The organism is Acinetobacter sp. YH01007 (genome assembly GCF_013420425.1).
In the GTDB taxonomy this organism is placed as follows: domain Bacteria; phylum Pseudomonadota; class Gammaproteobacteria; order Pseudomonadales; family Moraxellaceae; genus Acinetobacter; species Acinetobacter towneri.
Genome location: NZ_VOYC01000006.1, coordinates 138,544 through 153,282 on the forward strand (window position 1 = coordinate 138,544; position 14,739 = coordinate 153,282).

Genomic DNA, 14,739 nt, shown 5'->3' on the forward strand with positions numbered 1-14,739 from the left:
TAACTAAATTCTTAAGGTATTATTGGATCATATGTTAATTTTTAAACAGAAGCTTCTACCCGTTTTCTTTGGCACTTTGTTTACAGTGCTAGGCTGTTCTGAATCGTCACTGAATAATCAAACAGAAATCATCATACCAAAACTACAATATTCAGGTGATGGAAGTAATGCTAGCTACAGTGAAGCAATAATTACCCTTGAAGGAAAATGCTTGTATTTCACAGCAAACCAGACGAATTTTCTTCCTATTTTTGCGACTCAACAAGCTTACTGGGATTCGAGAAATGATGTATTAGTCGTAGATAATAAAACGTATAAAAATGGCGATAGAGTTGCCTATGGTGCAGGTGAAGCCTCTAATATTGATTTAGATTCATATTCATGGATCATAAAACCAAACTCTGCTTGCGTTAAAAATAATTCTATTATTATCAATAAATTAACATCTCCTTTACCAACTTCTGACTAAGAGTGTAAATAATTATAATTACAAAAAATTTGTATTTTCTTGTTTTCTCCCGCTTAAATCTCAGTTGAATTAATTTTCAATCTTTAGGAATGACTGGCTCGCCTGCACAAAAGACTTTACCAAACAGTACTGCCCCAACAAAATAGAGTAAATGTTCTAATTTATAAAATGAATAAATCAAGAGATTCAGCATGGTCAGTCCTAAACACGACGTACATAGACACGCTTTTCAAAACTGCTTGGCAGATTTTCAAGAATTCCAAGGCGAATGCATTCCTGCAACTGAAATCAAACAGCATGACTTCACAGGTTTACGCGTTGCAGTTATTGGTGCAAATCAGGACAGCGTGGCACAACTCGATAGAATTTGTCAGCAAGCGACATCTGTTCAAGTCTTTCAAATTGCACCGCATTTTGTCCTGCCAAGTACAGAACGTGGCATCCATCGCCTAATTAGCCATCCTTTAGTGTTTAAAAATCGACGTTTGTTTAATAACCGCGTCAAAAATATTTTGGCTTTACGCTTTTTAGATGCTCAAGTCAAAGACACGTGGCTTAAACGTCAACTCACACCAAACATTGCAGATACACATCAACGCTATTTTAAATCTGATCATTATTATTCAGCTTTACAACGCGAAAATTGCCATTTGATTACTTGGCCAATTGTCAAAGTCTGTGCACATAGCGTGCATAGTATTGATGGACAAGAACATCCAATTGATACCATTATCACTACATTTTAAGTCACACTAAAAGCATTATCATTTAAATAAATAGTAGCTTGATTTTTATTCTATTTAAATCCAATAAAAAAGAGCCAAAATAAAATTTTGGCTCTTTTAATACATATAGTTTCATTAACCAATACGACGTTTTAAACCTGTCATTTGTAAAACACGTGTTGAAATTTCTTCAATCGACATTTCTGAAACATTTAAATATTTAATCCCTTCTGAAATATAAATACCTTCAATCGCACGCAATTCCATTTGGCATTGATTAAAACTTGCATAACGGCTATTGGCTTTACGTTCAGTACGAATTGCCACAAGGCGTTCAGCATCAATCATCAAGCCAAATAACTTATGTTTATGCGGCTTTAATACGGCTGGCAAACGGTTGTCATCGAGGTCTTCTTCAGTCAATGGATAGTTCGCCACACGAATCCCGAACTGTAAAGAAAGGTAGATGGAAGTTGGCGTTTTACCCGAACGCGACACCCCAATCAGAATCAGATCGGCCTTGTCGTAATGACGTGTACGTGCGCCATCATCGTTATCTAAGGCAAAATGCACCGCATCAATACGTGCCTTGTAAGATTCAGAATCTGTTACGGCATGCGTCTGCCCGACCAAAGTGGTTGGTGGTGTTCCTAACTCTTCAGAAAGCTTACTAATTAAGCCTTCAAATACATCTAAATTAATTGCTTTGGCAGTGTTGATAATGTCACGCACATATTGGTCAACCAAGGTATCAAACACCAAAGGTAATTGACCATCAATTTGTGCTCGGGCATTAATCTCTGCCACCACATTCATAGCCGCTTCTTCAGACGTAATATAAGGATGAATATGAATATCAAAGTCCACATTTGGAAATTGCGCTAAGAGTGAATGTCCAAGGGTTTCAGCCGTAATTGCAGTTCCATCGGAAATAAAAAAAACACTCCGCTTAATTTGTTTACCATCTGACATTAAAATTCTCCTTAAACATTTGTCTTAGTGCTATATAATCTTTATAGTAAACCGATCTTACATGACTGTCGCTTAGTAAAACCAAATTGCTAAGTAGATTTATTATAATTTCATGACAAGATAGTGATTAATACTGCAAAAGTGGAGTAACAACTTTGGAAGCGCGCGTAATTGGTCTGGAAAAATTAGGGAAACACGATGTTGAGCTCGTGGGTGGGAAAAACTCATCTTTGGGCGAAATGATCAGCCACTTATCTAATGCTGGTGTATCGGTACCAGGTGGCTTTGCAACAACAGCTGCTGCTTATCGTGAATTTCTCGAGCAAAGTGGCCTAAACGCTAAAATTCAAGCAGAGCTAAAAACACTCAATGTAGATGACGTGAATGCGCTTGCTGAAACTGGTGCAAAAATTCGTCAATGGATTGTCGACACTCCGCTTACTGCATCACTAGAACAAGAAATCCGAGTTGCTTTTGAAGCACTCTCTAACGGCAACCCAAACATCGCGGTTGCCGTTCGTTCATCTGCAACTGCAGAAGATCTACCAGACGCATCTTTCGCAGGTCAGCAAGAAACATTCCTAAACATCCGTGGCATTGACAACGTATTAATTGCCATTAAAGAAGTTTTTGCATCTTTGTACAACGACCGCGCGATTTCTTACCGTGTACACCAAAACTTTGACCACGATGTCGTTGCTTTGTCTGCAGGCGTACAACGTATGGTACGTTCAGAAACTGGCGCTGCTGGTGTAATGTTTACCCTAGATACAGAATCTGGTTTCCGTGATGCTGTATTCATTACTGCTTCTTATGGTTTGGGTGAAATGGTGGTTCAGGGTGCAGTTAACCCAGATGAATTCTATATTTCTAAGCCTTTATTAAAAGCAGGCAAACACTCAGTTTTACGTCGTAACCTTGGCTCTAAACACCAAAAAATGATTTATGGTGAAGAAGGCGCGACTGGTAAATCTGTAGTTGTGGTCGATGTTGAAAAACAAGATCGCCAACAGTTCTCTTTAAATGATCACGAACTACAAGAATTAGCGAAACAAGCGTTAATTATTGAAGAACATTATCAAGCGCCTATGGATATTGAATGGGCAAAAGATGGTGATGACGGTCAAATCTACATCGTTCAAGCACGTCCTGAAACTGTAAAAAGCCGTGAAAACGTCGGTACTATGGAACGCTACCTATTGAAACAAAAAGGTACGGTCATTTGTGAAGGTCGTTCAATTGGTCAGCGTATCGGTTCTGGTAGAGTCCGCGTTGTAACGTCTATTAAAGAAATGGACAAAGTTCAGGAAGGTGACGTTCTTGTTTCAGACATGACTGATCCAGACTGGGAACCAGTGATGAAACGTGCTGCTGCAATTGTCACTAACCGCGGTGGTCGTACTTGTCACGCTGCAATTATTGCCCGTGAATTAGGCGTACCTGCAATTGTAGGTTGTGGTAATGCAACTGAAGTTTTGACTGATGGTCAGGAAGTTACAGTTTCTTGCGCCGAAGGCGACACAGGTTTCATTTATGAAGGTGCTTTAGATTTTGAAGTTCAAAAGAACTCAATCGAATCTATGCCTAAACTTCCGTTCAAAATCATGATGAACGTTGGTAACCCAGACCGCGCATTTGACTTTGCTCAAATTCCAAACGAAGGGATTGGTCTTGCACGTTTAGAATTCATCATCAACCGTATGATTGGTGTGCATCCTAAAGCATTGCTTAATATTGACAGCTTACCACGTGAAACACGTGCAGCAGTTATGGCGCGTACTGCGGGCTATTCATCGCCAATCGAATTCTATGTAGAAAAATTGGTTGAAGGTATTTCTACCCTTGCTGCTGCATTCGCTGACAAACCAGTGATTGTGCGTATGTCTGACTTCAAATCAAACGAATACGCAAACTTAATTGGTGGTAAGTTATATGAGCCAGAAGAAGAAAACCCAATGTTGGGCTTCCGTGGTGCAAGTCGTTATGTGTCTGACAATTTCCGTGACTGCTTCGAGCTTGAATGTCGTGCCTTGAAAAAAGTACGTGACGAAATGGGCTTAACCAACGTACAAATTATGATTCCATTTGTACGTACCGTTGCTGAAGCAAAACGTGTGATCGAATTGCTTGCGCTGAATGGTTTAAAACGTGGTGAAAATGGTCTGAAAGTGATCATGATGTGTGAATTACCAACCAACGCATTGTTGGCTGAACAATTCCTTGAGCACTTCGATGGTTTCTCTATCGGCTCAAATGACTTAACTCAGTTAACACTTGGTTTAGACCGTGACTCAGGCATTGTTTCTCACCTGTTCGATGAACGTGACCCTGCAGTGAAAGCATTACTTTCTATGGCAATTCACGCATGCCGTAAAGCAGGTAAATATGTCGGTATCTGTGGTCAAGGCCCTTCAGATCACCCTGACCTTGCACGTTGGTTAATGGAACAAGGTATTGAATCTGTATCTTTAAACCCAGACTCAGTTTTAGACACTTGGTTCTTCCTTTCTGAAGAAAAAGCTCAACAAGCGTAGTAAAACGTGTTAAAAGAAAACCCATGCACCTGCGTGGGTTTTTTTTCAAATTCATTTTTTGAGATTTTATATTTATGCAAATTTACTTGGCACGAAATAATCAACAAGCTGGGCCATACACCTTAGAGCAGCTCAACCAAATGCTCGCCAGCCAACAAGTGTTGCTGACAGATTTGGCTTGGCACCAAGGCATGAGCGAATGGAAAGCTTTAGGTGAACTCACCCAAGGTAAACTTGTATATGAACCACAAGGCTACGTCAGCACACCACCTGCCCCTGAACATTCACCTTTTCAAAATACAGATTACACGGCTACAAACACATCACGACCAAGCTCAGCATCATCAAATTCAAGAACACAGGCAACAAAAAATGAATTGGCGAGCATTAACCAACGTGCTTTAGCCAAAATTATAGACATGTTGTTATGGTTGCCTGCAGCAGCACTTCCCTCTTTTTTCTTAAATGCGGACCAGTTTGAACAATTGTCTGGTTTACAACAAAAAATGCAGGCAGCGACAACGTCTGATCAAGCCATGCAATTGCAAACTGAACTCTTTCAGCTCATTCCAATGCAAGCTTGGCAAGCGGTGGCAATTTATTTATTGATTATGCTGGGCATACAAGCCTTCCTGCTGGCTAAAACTGGACAAAGTATTGGCAAACGTCTGACTAAAATTAAGATTGTCGATGCTGAAACCGATGAAAAAGTCAGCCTAATGCGTGTGTTTACTATTCGCTCTATCATTTTCATTATTTTGAATATGATGTTTATGCCCTTCATCACAATTTTAGATTATGGCTTTGCATTTGGTGCAAAACGACAGGCTTTGCACGATAAACTCGCCAAAACCAAAGTCGTAAAGCAATAATTTGATTTTATTTATTCAGGGATGATTGATCATCCCTTTTTTCTTATAATATTGATAAATATAAATAAATTAAAATTAACACAAATAATTCCGAGTATAAAAATTGGTTTTCATTCCCTCCACTTAAAGCCGCTTTATGTGTAGCTTAGTTTGTCGATATCAGGCATAATGCCCTACAACGTAGCGGTGTCCGATGATTAAGAAGACTTTTTCATCTTTTTTGATGTCTTTTTAATCATGCGACACTTTAATCGCTATCCCATATTAAATTAGGGAATGGGACTCTTCACCGAGGTTGTAAAATGAGACAAACGATTTTAGCTGTATTGTCTTTATCTACGATGGCTGCACTCTTAACTGGGTGTGGCGGTGATTTAGTACTTCTGAACTCAAAAGGTCCAGTTGCAGCAGGTCAAAGTAACCTGATGATGACTGCGATTTACCTAATGCTATTGGTGGTTATTCCATCTGCAATTATGGCATTGTGGTTCGGTTGGAAATATCGCGCATCGAATAAAGACGCAGACTATCAACCAACATGGTCACACTCTACTGCAATTGAAATTGTAGTATGGGGTATACCTGTTATTATTATTTGTATTTTAGCTTGGTTAACTTGGTGGGGTTCCCACAAGTACGACCCTTACCGTCCGCTAGAATCCGAAAAAGCTCCTTTAACTGTTCAAGTTATTGCTGAACAATTTAAATGGATCTTCATCTACCCAGAACAGAACATTGCTACTGTTAACGAATTACGCTTCCCAGAGCAAACGCCTGTAAGCTTACGTTTAACATCTAACTTCACAATGAACTCGTTCTTTATCCCTGCATTATCTGGTCAGATTTATGCAATGGCGGGTATGCAAACTCACTTGAACGTTTTAGCAGACAACACGGGCGAATTCCGTGGTTTCTCATCTAACTACTCAGGTTATGGTTTCTCGCAAATGCGCTTTAAAGCTCACTCTGTAACTCAAGCTGATTTTGAGCAATGGGTAACAGCTGTTAAAGCAGGTCAAGGTACGACTATCAATCCTCAAGCTGTTCAAAAAACAGTTTTAGATCAAGCTGAATTTGCTTCTTTACGTGACGGTAACCGTTCACAGAAACAAATTGATGCAATGGTTCGTAACGCCAAAACTGAATTAGAGAAAAAACTTGCTGCAACGGCTTTAAAAGAAGGTCCATATAAGACTCAGCCACATCCTGTGACTTATTACTCTTCTGTTGAGCAAGGCTTGTTTGAATCAGTGATCAATAACTATATGAGTAACTACCATGGTGCTGACCATTCAGCTCCTGTAGTGGCTGGTGAAGCGCCTGCTTCTGAAACTCATGTAGCAGTTGAACATGCGACTGCTTCTCAAGGGGAATAAGACATGAGCTTATTAGGTAAGTTAGGTCCAGATGCAATTCCTTACGATCCAATCGTATTGGTAACTGTTGCAGCGATGATCTTAGGTGGTCTTGCAGCGATTGCTGGTATTACCTACTTCAAAAAATGGGGCTACTTGTGGAACGAATGGTTCACATCTGTAGACCATAAAAAAATTGGTATCATGTATATCTTTGTATCTGTAGTCATGTTACTTCGTGGCTTCGCAGATGCGATCATGATGCGTCTTCAACAGTTCCTTGCGAAAGGTGGTGGTGAAGGCTATTTACACCCAGAACACTATGACCAGATTTTCACCGCACACGGTGTGATCATGATCTTCTTCGTGGCAATGGGTCTTGTTGTTGGCTTAATGAACATCTCTGTACCATTACAGATTGGTGCTCGTGACGTAGCCTTCCCGTTATTAAACTCTTTAAGCTTCTGGTTATTCGCTGGTGCTGCAGGTTTAATGATGGTTTCACTTGCATTGGGTGAATTCGCTGCTACAGGTTGGATGGCTTATCCTCCTCTATCTGGTATCGAATATTCTCCAGGTGTTGGTGTTGACTACTATATTTGGGCACTTCAGGTTTCTGGTCTAGGTACGCTTCTTACTGGTGTTAACTTCTTCGTTACCATCATCAAAATGCGTGCGCCTGGCATGAAACTTATGGACATGCCTGTTTTCACTTGGACAACATTAGTTACTGCGGTACTTATCATTGCAACATTCCCAGTTTTAACTGCGACAATTGCAATGTTAACGCTTGACCGTTACTTCGGTTTCCACTTCTTTACGAACGACATGGGTGGTAGCCCAATGTTGTATGTAAACTTGATTTGGACATGGGGTCACCCAGAAGTTTATATCTTAGTATTACCAGCATTTGGTATTTACTCAGAAGTAACTGCGACTTTTGCTCGCAAAACATTGTTCGGTTACAAATCAATGGTGTACGCAACTGTTGCAATTGGTGTGTTATCACTTGTTGTATGGGTTCACCACTTCTTTACCATGGGTGCAGGTGCCAACGTTAACGCGTTCTTCGGTATCATGACCATGATTATTGCGATTCCTACTGGTGTGAAAATCTTCTCTTGGTTATTCACCATGTACAAGGGTCGTATTACCTACACTACCCCAATGCTTTGGACACTTGGCTTCCTTGTGACTTTTGGTATCGGTGGTTTAACAGGTGTATTAATGGCAGTTCCACCAGCGGACTTCCTTGTACACAACTCTTTATTCCTAATTGCTCACTTCCATAACGTAATTATTGGTGGTGTAGTATTCGCGATGTTCGCAGGTATCATTTACTACTGGCCAAAAATGTTTGGTTGGAGACTCAATGAAACTTGGGGTAAAGCAGCATTCTGGTTCTGGTTCTTCGGTTTCTACTTTGCATTCATGCCACTTTATATCCTTGGTTTCATGGGTATGACTCGTCGTTTGAATACATATGACAACCCAGAATGGGATCCATACTTGGCAATTGCGTTCTTCGGTTCTGTGTTAATTGCTATTGGTCTATTCTGCTTCGTTATGCAGATTGTGGTTGGCTTCCTACAACGCAACCAACGCTTAGACCTTACTGGAGATCCATGGGATGGCCGTACGCTTGAGTGGGCTACTTCTTCTCCAGCACCGTTCTATAACTTTGCTCACCTTCCAAAGATCAATGGTATTGATACTTTCTGGACTGACAAAGAAAATGGTGTTGCATACGCTCGTCCAACTAAGTATGAAGATGTCCATATGCCAACTAACCGTGCAGCTGGCTTCATAATTGCAATGTTTATTACAACTATGGGCTTCGCATTAATCTGGCATATTTGGTGGCTAGCAATCGTTACGTTCATTGCGGCAATCATCAGCTTCATCGTGAGTTCTTTCACGAAGAAAGTGGACTACTATGTTCCTGCTGCTGAAGTTGAGCGTATTGAAAACGAACGCTATGCGATCCTTGAAAAACACTTGAAGAAGGACTAAGACATGGCTGAAGTACTTCATCACGACAACCACGGACATGATGATCATCACCACGATGATACAGACATCACCGTCTTTGGTTTCTGGACCTACTTGATGAGTGACCTTGTAATTTTTGGTACACTTTTCATCGCGTTCGCTGTATTAAGTAGCCACGTTCCAGTAGGCACTCCAACAGCTAAAGATTTGTTTGGCGAGTCATTAGGCTTCGTTTTAACAGAAACTTTTGCCCTGTTGATTTCTTCTGTAACTTTCGGTTTTGCCGTTTTAGCTGCTTACAAGAAAGATGTTGCTAAAGTTCTAACTTGGTTAGGCGTGACTTGGGTTTTCGGTGCGATCTTTATTGGTATGGAACTTTATGAGTTCAACCATTTAGTTCACGCTGGACATGGTCCAAGTGCGAGTGCGTTCTTATCTGCGTTCTTTACTTTGGTTGGTACGCACGGTATTCACGTAACTTCAGGTTTAGTTTGGATGATCGTGTTAATGGTTCAAATCAAGAAATATGGTTTGACTATTCCGAACATGCGTCGTTTAGCTTGCCTAAGCTTGTTCTGGCACTTCCTTGACATCGTTTGGATCTGTGTATTCAGCGTAGTTTACTTGATGGGAGTTCTCTAATGAGTCACGATCACAACTCTGCTGGTGCATCACACGGTAACACTAAGCAATATACGATTGGCTTTATCCTTTCTGTTATCCTTACCATTATTCCTTTTGGTATGGTTATGGCAGGTGGTTTTGGCCGTGGTATTTTGATTACTGTTATTTCGATTACAGCAGTTGCTCAGATTCTTATTCAATTAATTTATTTCTTGCATATGAATTCTTCTTCAGAGCAACGTTGGAACGTGATTGCATTCGTGTATACCATTCTGACCATTGCCATCCTTTTGGTTGGTTCTGTATGGATCATGAACTACCTACACTACAACATGATGATCTAAACTGGTTGTCATGCTGAAAAAGTATTTATTCCTGACAAAGCCAGGAATTCTCTTTGGTAATTTTATTACCACTTTGGGTGGCTACTTTGTAGCTGCCCAAGGTTCTGTAGATTTCCTTCTCCTACTGCTTACTCTGCTTGGTACAACGCTTGTTGTCGCCTCAGGATGTGTGGTCAACAATATTATTGACCAAGACATCGACCAAAAAATGCAACGCACACAAAACCGTGCTTTAGTGAAAAAAACTGTTTCTGTTCCTATTGCGCTGATTTATTCAGTGGTATTGGGCATAATTGGTTTTAGCATTTTATGGTTTGGAGTTAACGCATACGCTTTTCTTTTTGCACTGATTGGTTTCGTGGTTTATGTCGGCTTTTACAGTCTATGGACCAAACGCACAACAATTCATCAAACCATTATTGGCAGTATTTCAGGCGCAAGCCCACCTGTCATTGGTTATACCGCTGTTGCAAATCAATTTGACTTAGCTGCACTACTTATCTTTTTAGGTTATGCACTTTGGCAAATGCCCCACTCTTGGGCGATTGCAATTTACCGTTTTGATGATTACAAAAATGCGGGGATTCCAATTTTGCCAGTTGCTCGTTCAATTTTACGAACGAAAATTGAATCACTAATTTATGTGGTGTTATTTACCGTTGCCATGAATGGACTGTTTGTATTTGGTTATGCAAACTGGCTATATCTGGTTATTTTGAATGCACTTTGTATTTATTGGTTCTATATTGGCGTCATTGGCTTCAAAGCAGAAAATGATCAATTATGGGCAAAACGCTTTTTCCTATTTTCGGTTATTTTAATTACTGTTGTGAGTTTATGTTTTAGCTTTACAGCAACCGCACCAAGCACGCAAATCATACTTTTTTAAAAGATAGAGTTTAGCTCTATCTTTTAATGGAGTGCCTACCCTCTCCACACTTCAATATTTAAATAATAACAATTTATCTGTCTTTGATTTATTCGTCCTTAATAATTTTCGAATTAAACACTCTAAAAGTTAGTGACATACAAATACAAAGTATAAAATTTAAATTCCAATCATAGATGCAAAATATTACATTCCCTTTTTACCCAAGCCGATCTTTTCTTAGACCAAGCCTTGTATTTACTTGGTAAAAGCTCTAAAATTCACGCTTCGCAATTTTGCGACACAACTTCGGTTGTGACTCCTTGCTTCTGGCTCAATTTAGTCAGGGGCTGCATAAACCGTAAGGAGCTGACAATGCGTCACTACGAAATCGTACTTTTGGTACACCCAGACCAAAGCGATCAAGTTGTGGGTATGGTAGAACGTTACCTAACTCACATCAAAGAAGCTGAAGGTCAAATTCACCGTTTAGAAGATTGGGGCCGTCGTCAATTGGCTTACCCAATTAACAAAATTCACAAAGCGCACTACATTCTTATGAACGTTGAATGTGGTCAAACTACGCTTGACGAGTTAGAAGAATTGTTCCGTTATAACGACGCGATCCTTCGTAGCTTGATCATCCGTCGTGAAAACGCTATCACTGAAGAGTCATTATTGGCTAAGAGTGCTGAAGAAAAACGTGCGCGTAAAGCTCAACGTGAAGAAGCACAACACGCTAACCAAGACTCTGCTGAAGCTTAAGGAGAACATCAATGGCACGTTTTTACCGTCGTCGCAAGTTCTGCCGCTTTACAGCTGAGAACGTTACGTACATCGACTACAAAGATATCGATACACTAAAACAGTACATCACTGAAAATGGCAAGATTGTTCCTAGCCGTATTACAGGTACTAAAGCTCGTTACCAACGTCAATTAGCGCTTGCTATTAAACAAGCTCGCTACTTAGCGTTGATCCCTTACACTGACAATCATAAGTGAGGTTGAGCTGTGGATATTATCTTATTACAACGCATTAAGAACCTTGGTAAATTAGGCGATAAAGTTTCAGTTAAAGCTGGTTACGGCCGTAACTACTTGATCCCTCAAGGTAAAGCAGTTGCTGCAACTGAAGCAAACACTGCAGCATTTGAAGCTCGTCGTGCTGAACTTGAGAAGCAAGAAGCTGAAATTTTAGCTGCTGCTCAAGCACGTGCTGACCAATTGAACGAAGTTAACATCGTAATCACTGCTAAAGCTGGTGATGAAGGTAAACTTTTCGGTTCTATCGGTACTCGTGACATCGCTGACGCGTTAACGAATGCTGGTCTTGAAGTTGACCGTGCAGAAGTTCGTTTACCAAACGGTGCGCTTCGTCACACTGGTGAATTCAACATCGCAATCCAATTGCACCATGATGTTGTTGCTGAAGTTCTCGTTACTATCGTATCTGAGTAATTTTCTGCAAAAGAAAAGAGCATGCCTAATCGCATGCTCTTTTTTTGTCTTTAGAATATACAGTTAGTACAATTTTCCTAAATCGATCTATACGCTTTGACTTATCCTTCACCAAAATCTACTCGCTTTTTTTTCTAGAGGGCGTATCATCGGGAAGTGGAAAGAATATGAGTTTCAAGTTCTATCCCCCGTGCATTATTCAGCATTTACTGTTTTAAAAATCAGGGATTTATATGTCACAGGCGACTGCTAGCGCAAAGCAACATACTGCAAAGTCTGATCTAAAACCAAATGAGAACAGCCCGCTTAAAGAGTTTCGTACCCCACCGCATAACTTAGCCATCGAACAAGCTGTTTTGGCTGCGTTAATGACTGTGGCCGAATCTTTTGAACAAGTGGGTGATGTGCTACAAGAATCTGATTTTTACGCGACACGCCACAAATATATTTTCCGCGCCATTGATTCTTTGTCTAAAGAAAACTCACCTTATGATGCCGTATTGGTGAATGACTGGCTGATTAAACAAAATTTACTTGAAGCTGCAGGCGGGGAAGAATACTTAATGCAGCTCATGGCAGACTCGCCTTCTAGTTTTTATAACCTAGAAACCTATGCCACGAAAATTAAAGAATTCTCGACCCTCAGAAACATGATTAAAGTCAGTTCTGAAATTTTACAAAATGCCTATGACACCAAAGGTCGTAGCGTAAGTGAAATTTTAGACTTGGCCGAAACCAATATTTTCCAAATTGCCGAACAACATAATAACAATGCCAAAGCACAAGGCCCAAAAGCCATTTCGAGCGTGGTTGCCGATGTATTCGACAAACTTGATGAACTTTCTAAAATGGAAGGTAACATCACAGGCTTAACCACAGGCTTTGTGGAGCTAGATAATAAAACTTCGGGCATGCAAGCGGGTGACTTGATTATTGTCGCTGCGCGTCCATCTATGGGTAAAACCACCTTTGCCATGAACTTGGTCGAAAGTGTTTTGTTTAACAATGATTTGCCTGCCCTTGTCTACTCTATGGAAATGCCTGCAGACTCAATCGCAATGCGTTTAATTTCTGCATACGGCAAAGTGCATCAAGGGAATTTACGTTCAGGTAAACTCAGTGGCGATGAATGGTCAAAAGTCACAGGCACGATTTTACAACTGCAAGAAAAGCATTTGTATATTGATGACTCATCTGCCCTGCCGCCTACGGAAGTACGTGCACGTGCGCGACGCATTGCCAAACAACATGGCGGTAAAATTGGCTGTATCATGGTCGATTATTTGCAGTTAATGAAAGTCCCAGGCATGGGCGATAACCGTGTCGGCGAAATCTCAGAAATTTCACGTAGCTTAAAAGCCTTGGCCAAAGAGATGAACTGCCCTGTGATTGCTTTGTCACAGCTCAACCGCTCATTAGAGAACCGACCTAATAAACGCCCTGTGATGTCTGACTTGCGTGAATCTGGTGCAATTGAGCAGGATGCGGATTTAATCATGTTTATTTACCGCGACGAAGTTTACAATAAAGAATCTAAAGAAGCAGGTACTGCCGAAATTATTATTGGTAAACAGCGTAACGGCCCAATTGGTACGGTACGTCTTGCTTTTGAAGGGCAATATACGCGTTTTAGTAACTTATCTCCTGAGTATTATGCTCAGTATGATGATGAAGAGTAATGCTTGCATTGCTCTTTTTTATTAAAACCATGTTTTAATCTGACTTATTAACTTTGCCCACCATAGTTTCCAACTTGAGAGTAAATTATAATCTTGACTATTTTCTTCCATTTCAAGTGATGGAAATGCTTTATTTAATTGCTTGCATGTCGGATACTTTTGTTGCAGTTGCGCCAAATAATGTGTCTGATCATAGTCTATAAAACCATCTAAAATCCCAACCTCTGATCTATCGACTGTAGAACAATTTGAGGTCTGCTTATTCCAAGCTAAAAATGGGACAATCGGTTTAGATAAAACAAGCTGGTCATTCTTACAGTTTAATGTTGCAAATGAAACTACTTGATATTGCTGGGGTTTAGCACCATCTGGTGCATAAGCTAAACCAATAATTAATTGGTTTTTAGCTGTACTTTTACCTGAAAATCCACTGTACCATTGAGTAGGCTTTTTATATTTAACCTCATCTAGTATTGAGCGAAAAATAAATTGACCTGAACTGAGTTCAAAAATGAAGTCTGAACTCTCCTGTACTGCCAGTGAACCTTGGTAACGGGCAATAAAAACGTCATTGGGTGAATGTGGCATACAAGCCATAACTGACTGACAAAAAAATAAAGTACTCCATCCCAGATAACAAAATATTTTCATTATTTATTCAACATATCCAAGTTTAAAATGCATTGTTTAATCTCTCTTTGAGTTCATTTAAATTACGAACCCACTCTCCACAATCATCTGAATCTTGCCATAACTCGTACAGTTTAGAATTTCCTGAGTGAGAGCATCTAACACCATAATAGCTTTTAGAACGTATAGTTTTATATGAAAAATAAAGTCTGAAA

The 14,739-nt window shown here is 40.1% G+C and carries 15 protein-coding genes; 13 read left to right on the forward strand and 2 right to left on the reverse strand.

Annotated elements, in window-relative coordinates:
* Positions 1 to 31: 31 nt before the first annotated feature.
* Together FTT74_RS04950 and FTT74_RS04955 are read left to right on the forward strand one after the other, a co-directional pair.
* Positions 32 to 469: a hypothetical protein gene (locus FTT74_RS04950; protein WP_218945593.1), complete on the forward strand. Its 438-nt coding sequence runs from the start codon at positions 32 to 34 to the stop codon at positions 467 to 469.
* A gap of 191 nt (positions 470 to 660) precedes the next feature.
* Entirely contained in the window at positions 661 to 1,215 is a 555-nt protein-coding gene (locus FTT74_RS04955; RefSeq protein ID WP_004973179.1) for a hypothetical protein, read from the forward strand.
* Between the two features lie 114 nt (positions 1,216 to 1,329).
* Here FTT74_RS04955 and FTT74_RS04960 read toward each other — a convergent pair whose 3' ends face one another.
* Positions 1,330 to 2,166, reverse strand: coding sequence for a pyruvate, water dikinase regulatory protein (locus FTT74_RS04960; protein WP_004973178.1), 837 nt, complete (start codon positions 2,164 to 2,166; stop codon positions 1,330 to 1,332).
* Positions 2,167 to 2,321: 155 nt separating this feature from the next.
* On the opposite strand from FTT74_RS04960, the gene ppsA reads away from it, so the two are divergent.
* From ppsA to dnaB, 11 genes are all read left to right on the forward strand, one after another.
* On the forward strand, positions 2,322 to 4,700 hold the full coding sequence (gene ppsA / locus FTT74_RS04965) for a phosphoenolpyruvate synthase (protein ID WP_179988645.1): 2,379 nt from the start codon (positions 2,322 to 2,324) through the stop codon (positions 4,698 to 4,700).
* Positions 4,701 to 4,774: 74 nt separating this feature from the next.
* Positions 4,775 to 5,572, forward strand: coding sequence for an RDD family protein (locus tag FTT74_RS04970; RefSeq protein ID WP_004973172.1), 798 nt, complete (start codon positions 4,775 to 4,777; stop codon positions 5,570 to 5,572).
* Positions 5,573 to 5,874: 302 nt separating this feature from the next.
* Positions 5,875 to 6,948 (forward strand): ubiquinol oxidase subunit II, encoded by a 1,074-nt coding sequence (cyoA, locus tag FTT74_RS04975; protein WP_004973169.1) that lies wholly within the window; start codon positions 5,875 to 5,877, stop codon positions 6,946 to 6,948.
* Between the two features lie 3 nt (positions 6,949 to 6,951).
* On the forward strand, positions 6,952 to 8,940 hold the full coding sequence (cyoB, locus tag FTT74_RS04980; RefSeq protein WP_096900904.1) for a cytochrome o ubiquinol oxidase subunit I: 1,989 nt from the start codon (positions 6,952 to 6,954) through the stop codon (positions 8,938 to 8,940).
* Between the two features lie 3 nt (positions 8,941 to 8,943).
* A complete protein-coding gene (gene cyoC, locus FTT74_RS04985) occupies positions 8,944 to 9,561 on the forward strand; it encodes a cytochrome o ubiquinol oxidase subunit III (RefSeq protein ID WP_004973159.1) in 618 nt (205 codons plus the stop codon).
* Positions 9,561 to 9,887, forward strand: coding sequence for a cytochrome o ubiquinol oxidase subunit IV (locus tag FTT74_RS04990; protein WP_004973158.1), 327 nt, complete (start codon positions 9,561 to 9,563; stop codon positions 9,885 to 9,887). The genes cyoC and FTT74_RS04990 overlap by 1 nt, the downstream gene beginning before the upstream one ends.
* Before the next feature lie 10 nt (positions 9,888 to 9,897).
* A complete protein-coding gene (cyoE, locus tag FTT74_RS04995; RefSeq protein ID WP_004973155.1) occupies positions 9,898 to 10,776 on the forward strand; it encodes a heme o synthase in 879 nt (292 codons plus the stop codon).
* A 354-nt stretch (positions 10,777 to 11,130) separates the two neighbouring features.
* Complete coding sequence (gene rpsF / locus FTT74_RS05000; protein ID WP_004973153.1) at positions 11,131 to 11,520, forward strand: 30S ribosomal protein S6; 390 nt, start codon at positions 11,131 to 11,133, stop codon at positions 11,518 to 11,520.
* Positions 11,521 to 11,531: 11 nt separating this feature from the next.
* A complete protein-coding gene (rpsR, locus tag FTT74_RS05005) occupies positions 11,532 to 11,759 on the forward strand; it encodes a 30S ribosomal protein S18 (protein ID WP_004719336.1) in 228 nt (75 codons plus the stop codon).
* 9 nt (positions 11,760 to 11,768) lie between these two features.
* Positions 11,769 to 12,215, forward strand: a complete 447-nt coding sequence (gene rplI / locus FTT74_RS05010) for a 50S ribosomal protein L9 (protein WP_004973150.1) — start codon at positions 11,769 to 11,771, stop codon at positions 12,213 to 12,215.
* A gap of 233 nt (positions 12,216 to 12,448) precedes the next feature.
* Positions 12,449 to 13,894: a replicative DNA helicase gene (gene dnaB, locus FTT74_RS05015; protein ID WP_004973149.1), complete on the forward strand. Its 1,446-nt coding sequence runs from the start codon at positions 12,449 to 12,451 to the stop codon at positions 13,892 to 13,894.
* 21 nt (positions 13,895 to 13,915) lie between these two features.
* Here the strand turns inward: dnaB and FTT74_RS05020 are convergent, their stop codons facing one another.
* Entirely contained in the window at positions 13,916 to 14,482 is a 567-nt protein-coding gene (locus tag FTT74_RS05020) for a hypothetical protein (RefSeq protein WP_026438364.1), read from the reverse strand.
* Positions 14,483 to 14,739 lie beyond the last annotated feature (257 nt).

Excerpts from the sequence above, each read along its gene's own strand:
- FTT74_RS04960 (WP_004973178.1), bottom strand. The coding sequence starts at position 2,166 with ATGTCAGATGGTAAACAAATTAAGCGGAGTGTTTTTTTTATTTCCGAT.
- cyoA (WP_004973169.1), top strand. The coding sequence starts at position 5,875 with ATGAGACAAACGATTTTAGCTGTATTGTCTTTATCTACGATGGCTGCA.
- cyoB (WP_096900904.1), top strand. The coding sequence starts at position 6,952 with ATGAGCTTATTAGGTAAGTTAGGTCCAGATGCAATTCCTTACGATCCA.
- FTT74_RS04970 (WP_004973172.1), top strand. The coding sequence starts at position 4,775 with ATGCAAATTTACTTGGCACGAAATAATCAACAAGCTGGGCCATACACC.
- FTT74_RS04990 (WP_004973158.1), top strand. The coding sequence starts at position 9,561 with ATGAGTCACGATCACAACTCTGCTGGTGCATCACACGGTAACACTAAG.
- cyoE (WP_004973155.1), top strand. The coding sequence starts at position 9,898 with ATGCTGAAAAAGTATTTATTCCTGACAAAGCCAGGAATTCTCTTTGGT.
- rpsR (WP_004719336.1), top strand. The coding sequence starts at position 11,532 with ATGGCACGTTTTTACCGTCGTCGCAAGTTCTGCCGCTTTACAGCTGAG.
- cyoC (WP_004973159.1), top strand. The coding sequence starts at position 8,944 with ATGGCTGAAGTACTTCATCACGACAACCACGGACATGATGATCATCAC.
- dnaB (WP_004973149.1), top strand. The coding sequence starts at position 12,449 with ATGTCACAGGCGACTGCTAGCGCAAAGCAACATACTGCAAAGTCTGAT.
- FTT74_RS05020 (WP_026438364.1), bottom strand. The coding sequence starts at position 14,482 with ATGCCACATTCACCCAATGACGTTTTTATTGCCCGTTACCAAGGTTCA.
- FTT74_RS04950 (WP_218945593.1), top strand. The coding sequence starts at position 32 with ATGTTAATTTTTAAACAGAAGCTTCTACCCGTTTTCTTTGGCACTTTG.
- rpsF (WP_004973153.1), top strand. The coding sequence starts at position 11,131 with ATGCGTCACTACGAAATCGTACTTTTGGTACACCCAGACCAAAGCGAT.
- FTT74_RS04955 (WP_004973179.1), top strand. The coding sequence starts at position 661 with ATGGTCAGTCCTAAACACGACGTACATAGACACGCTTTTCAAAACTGC.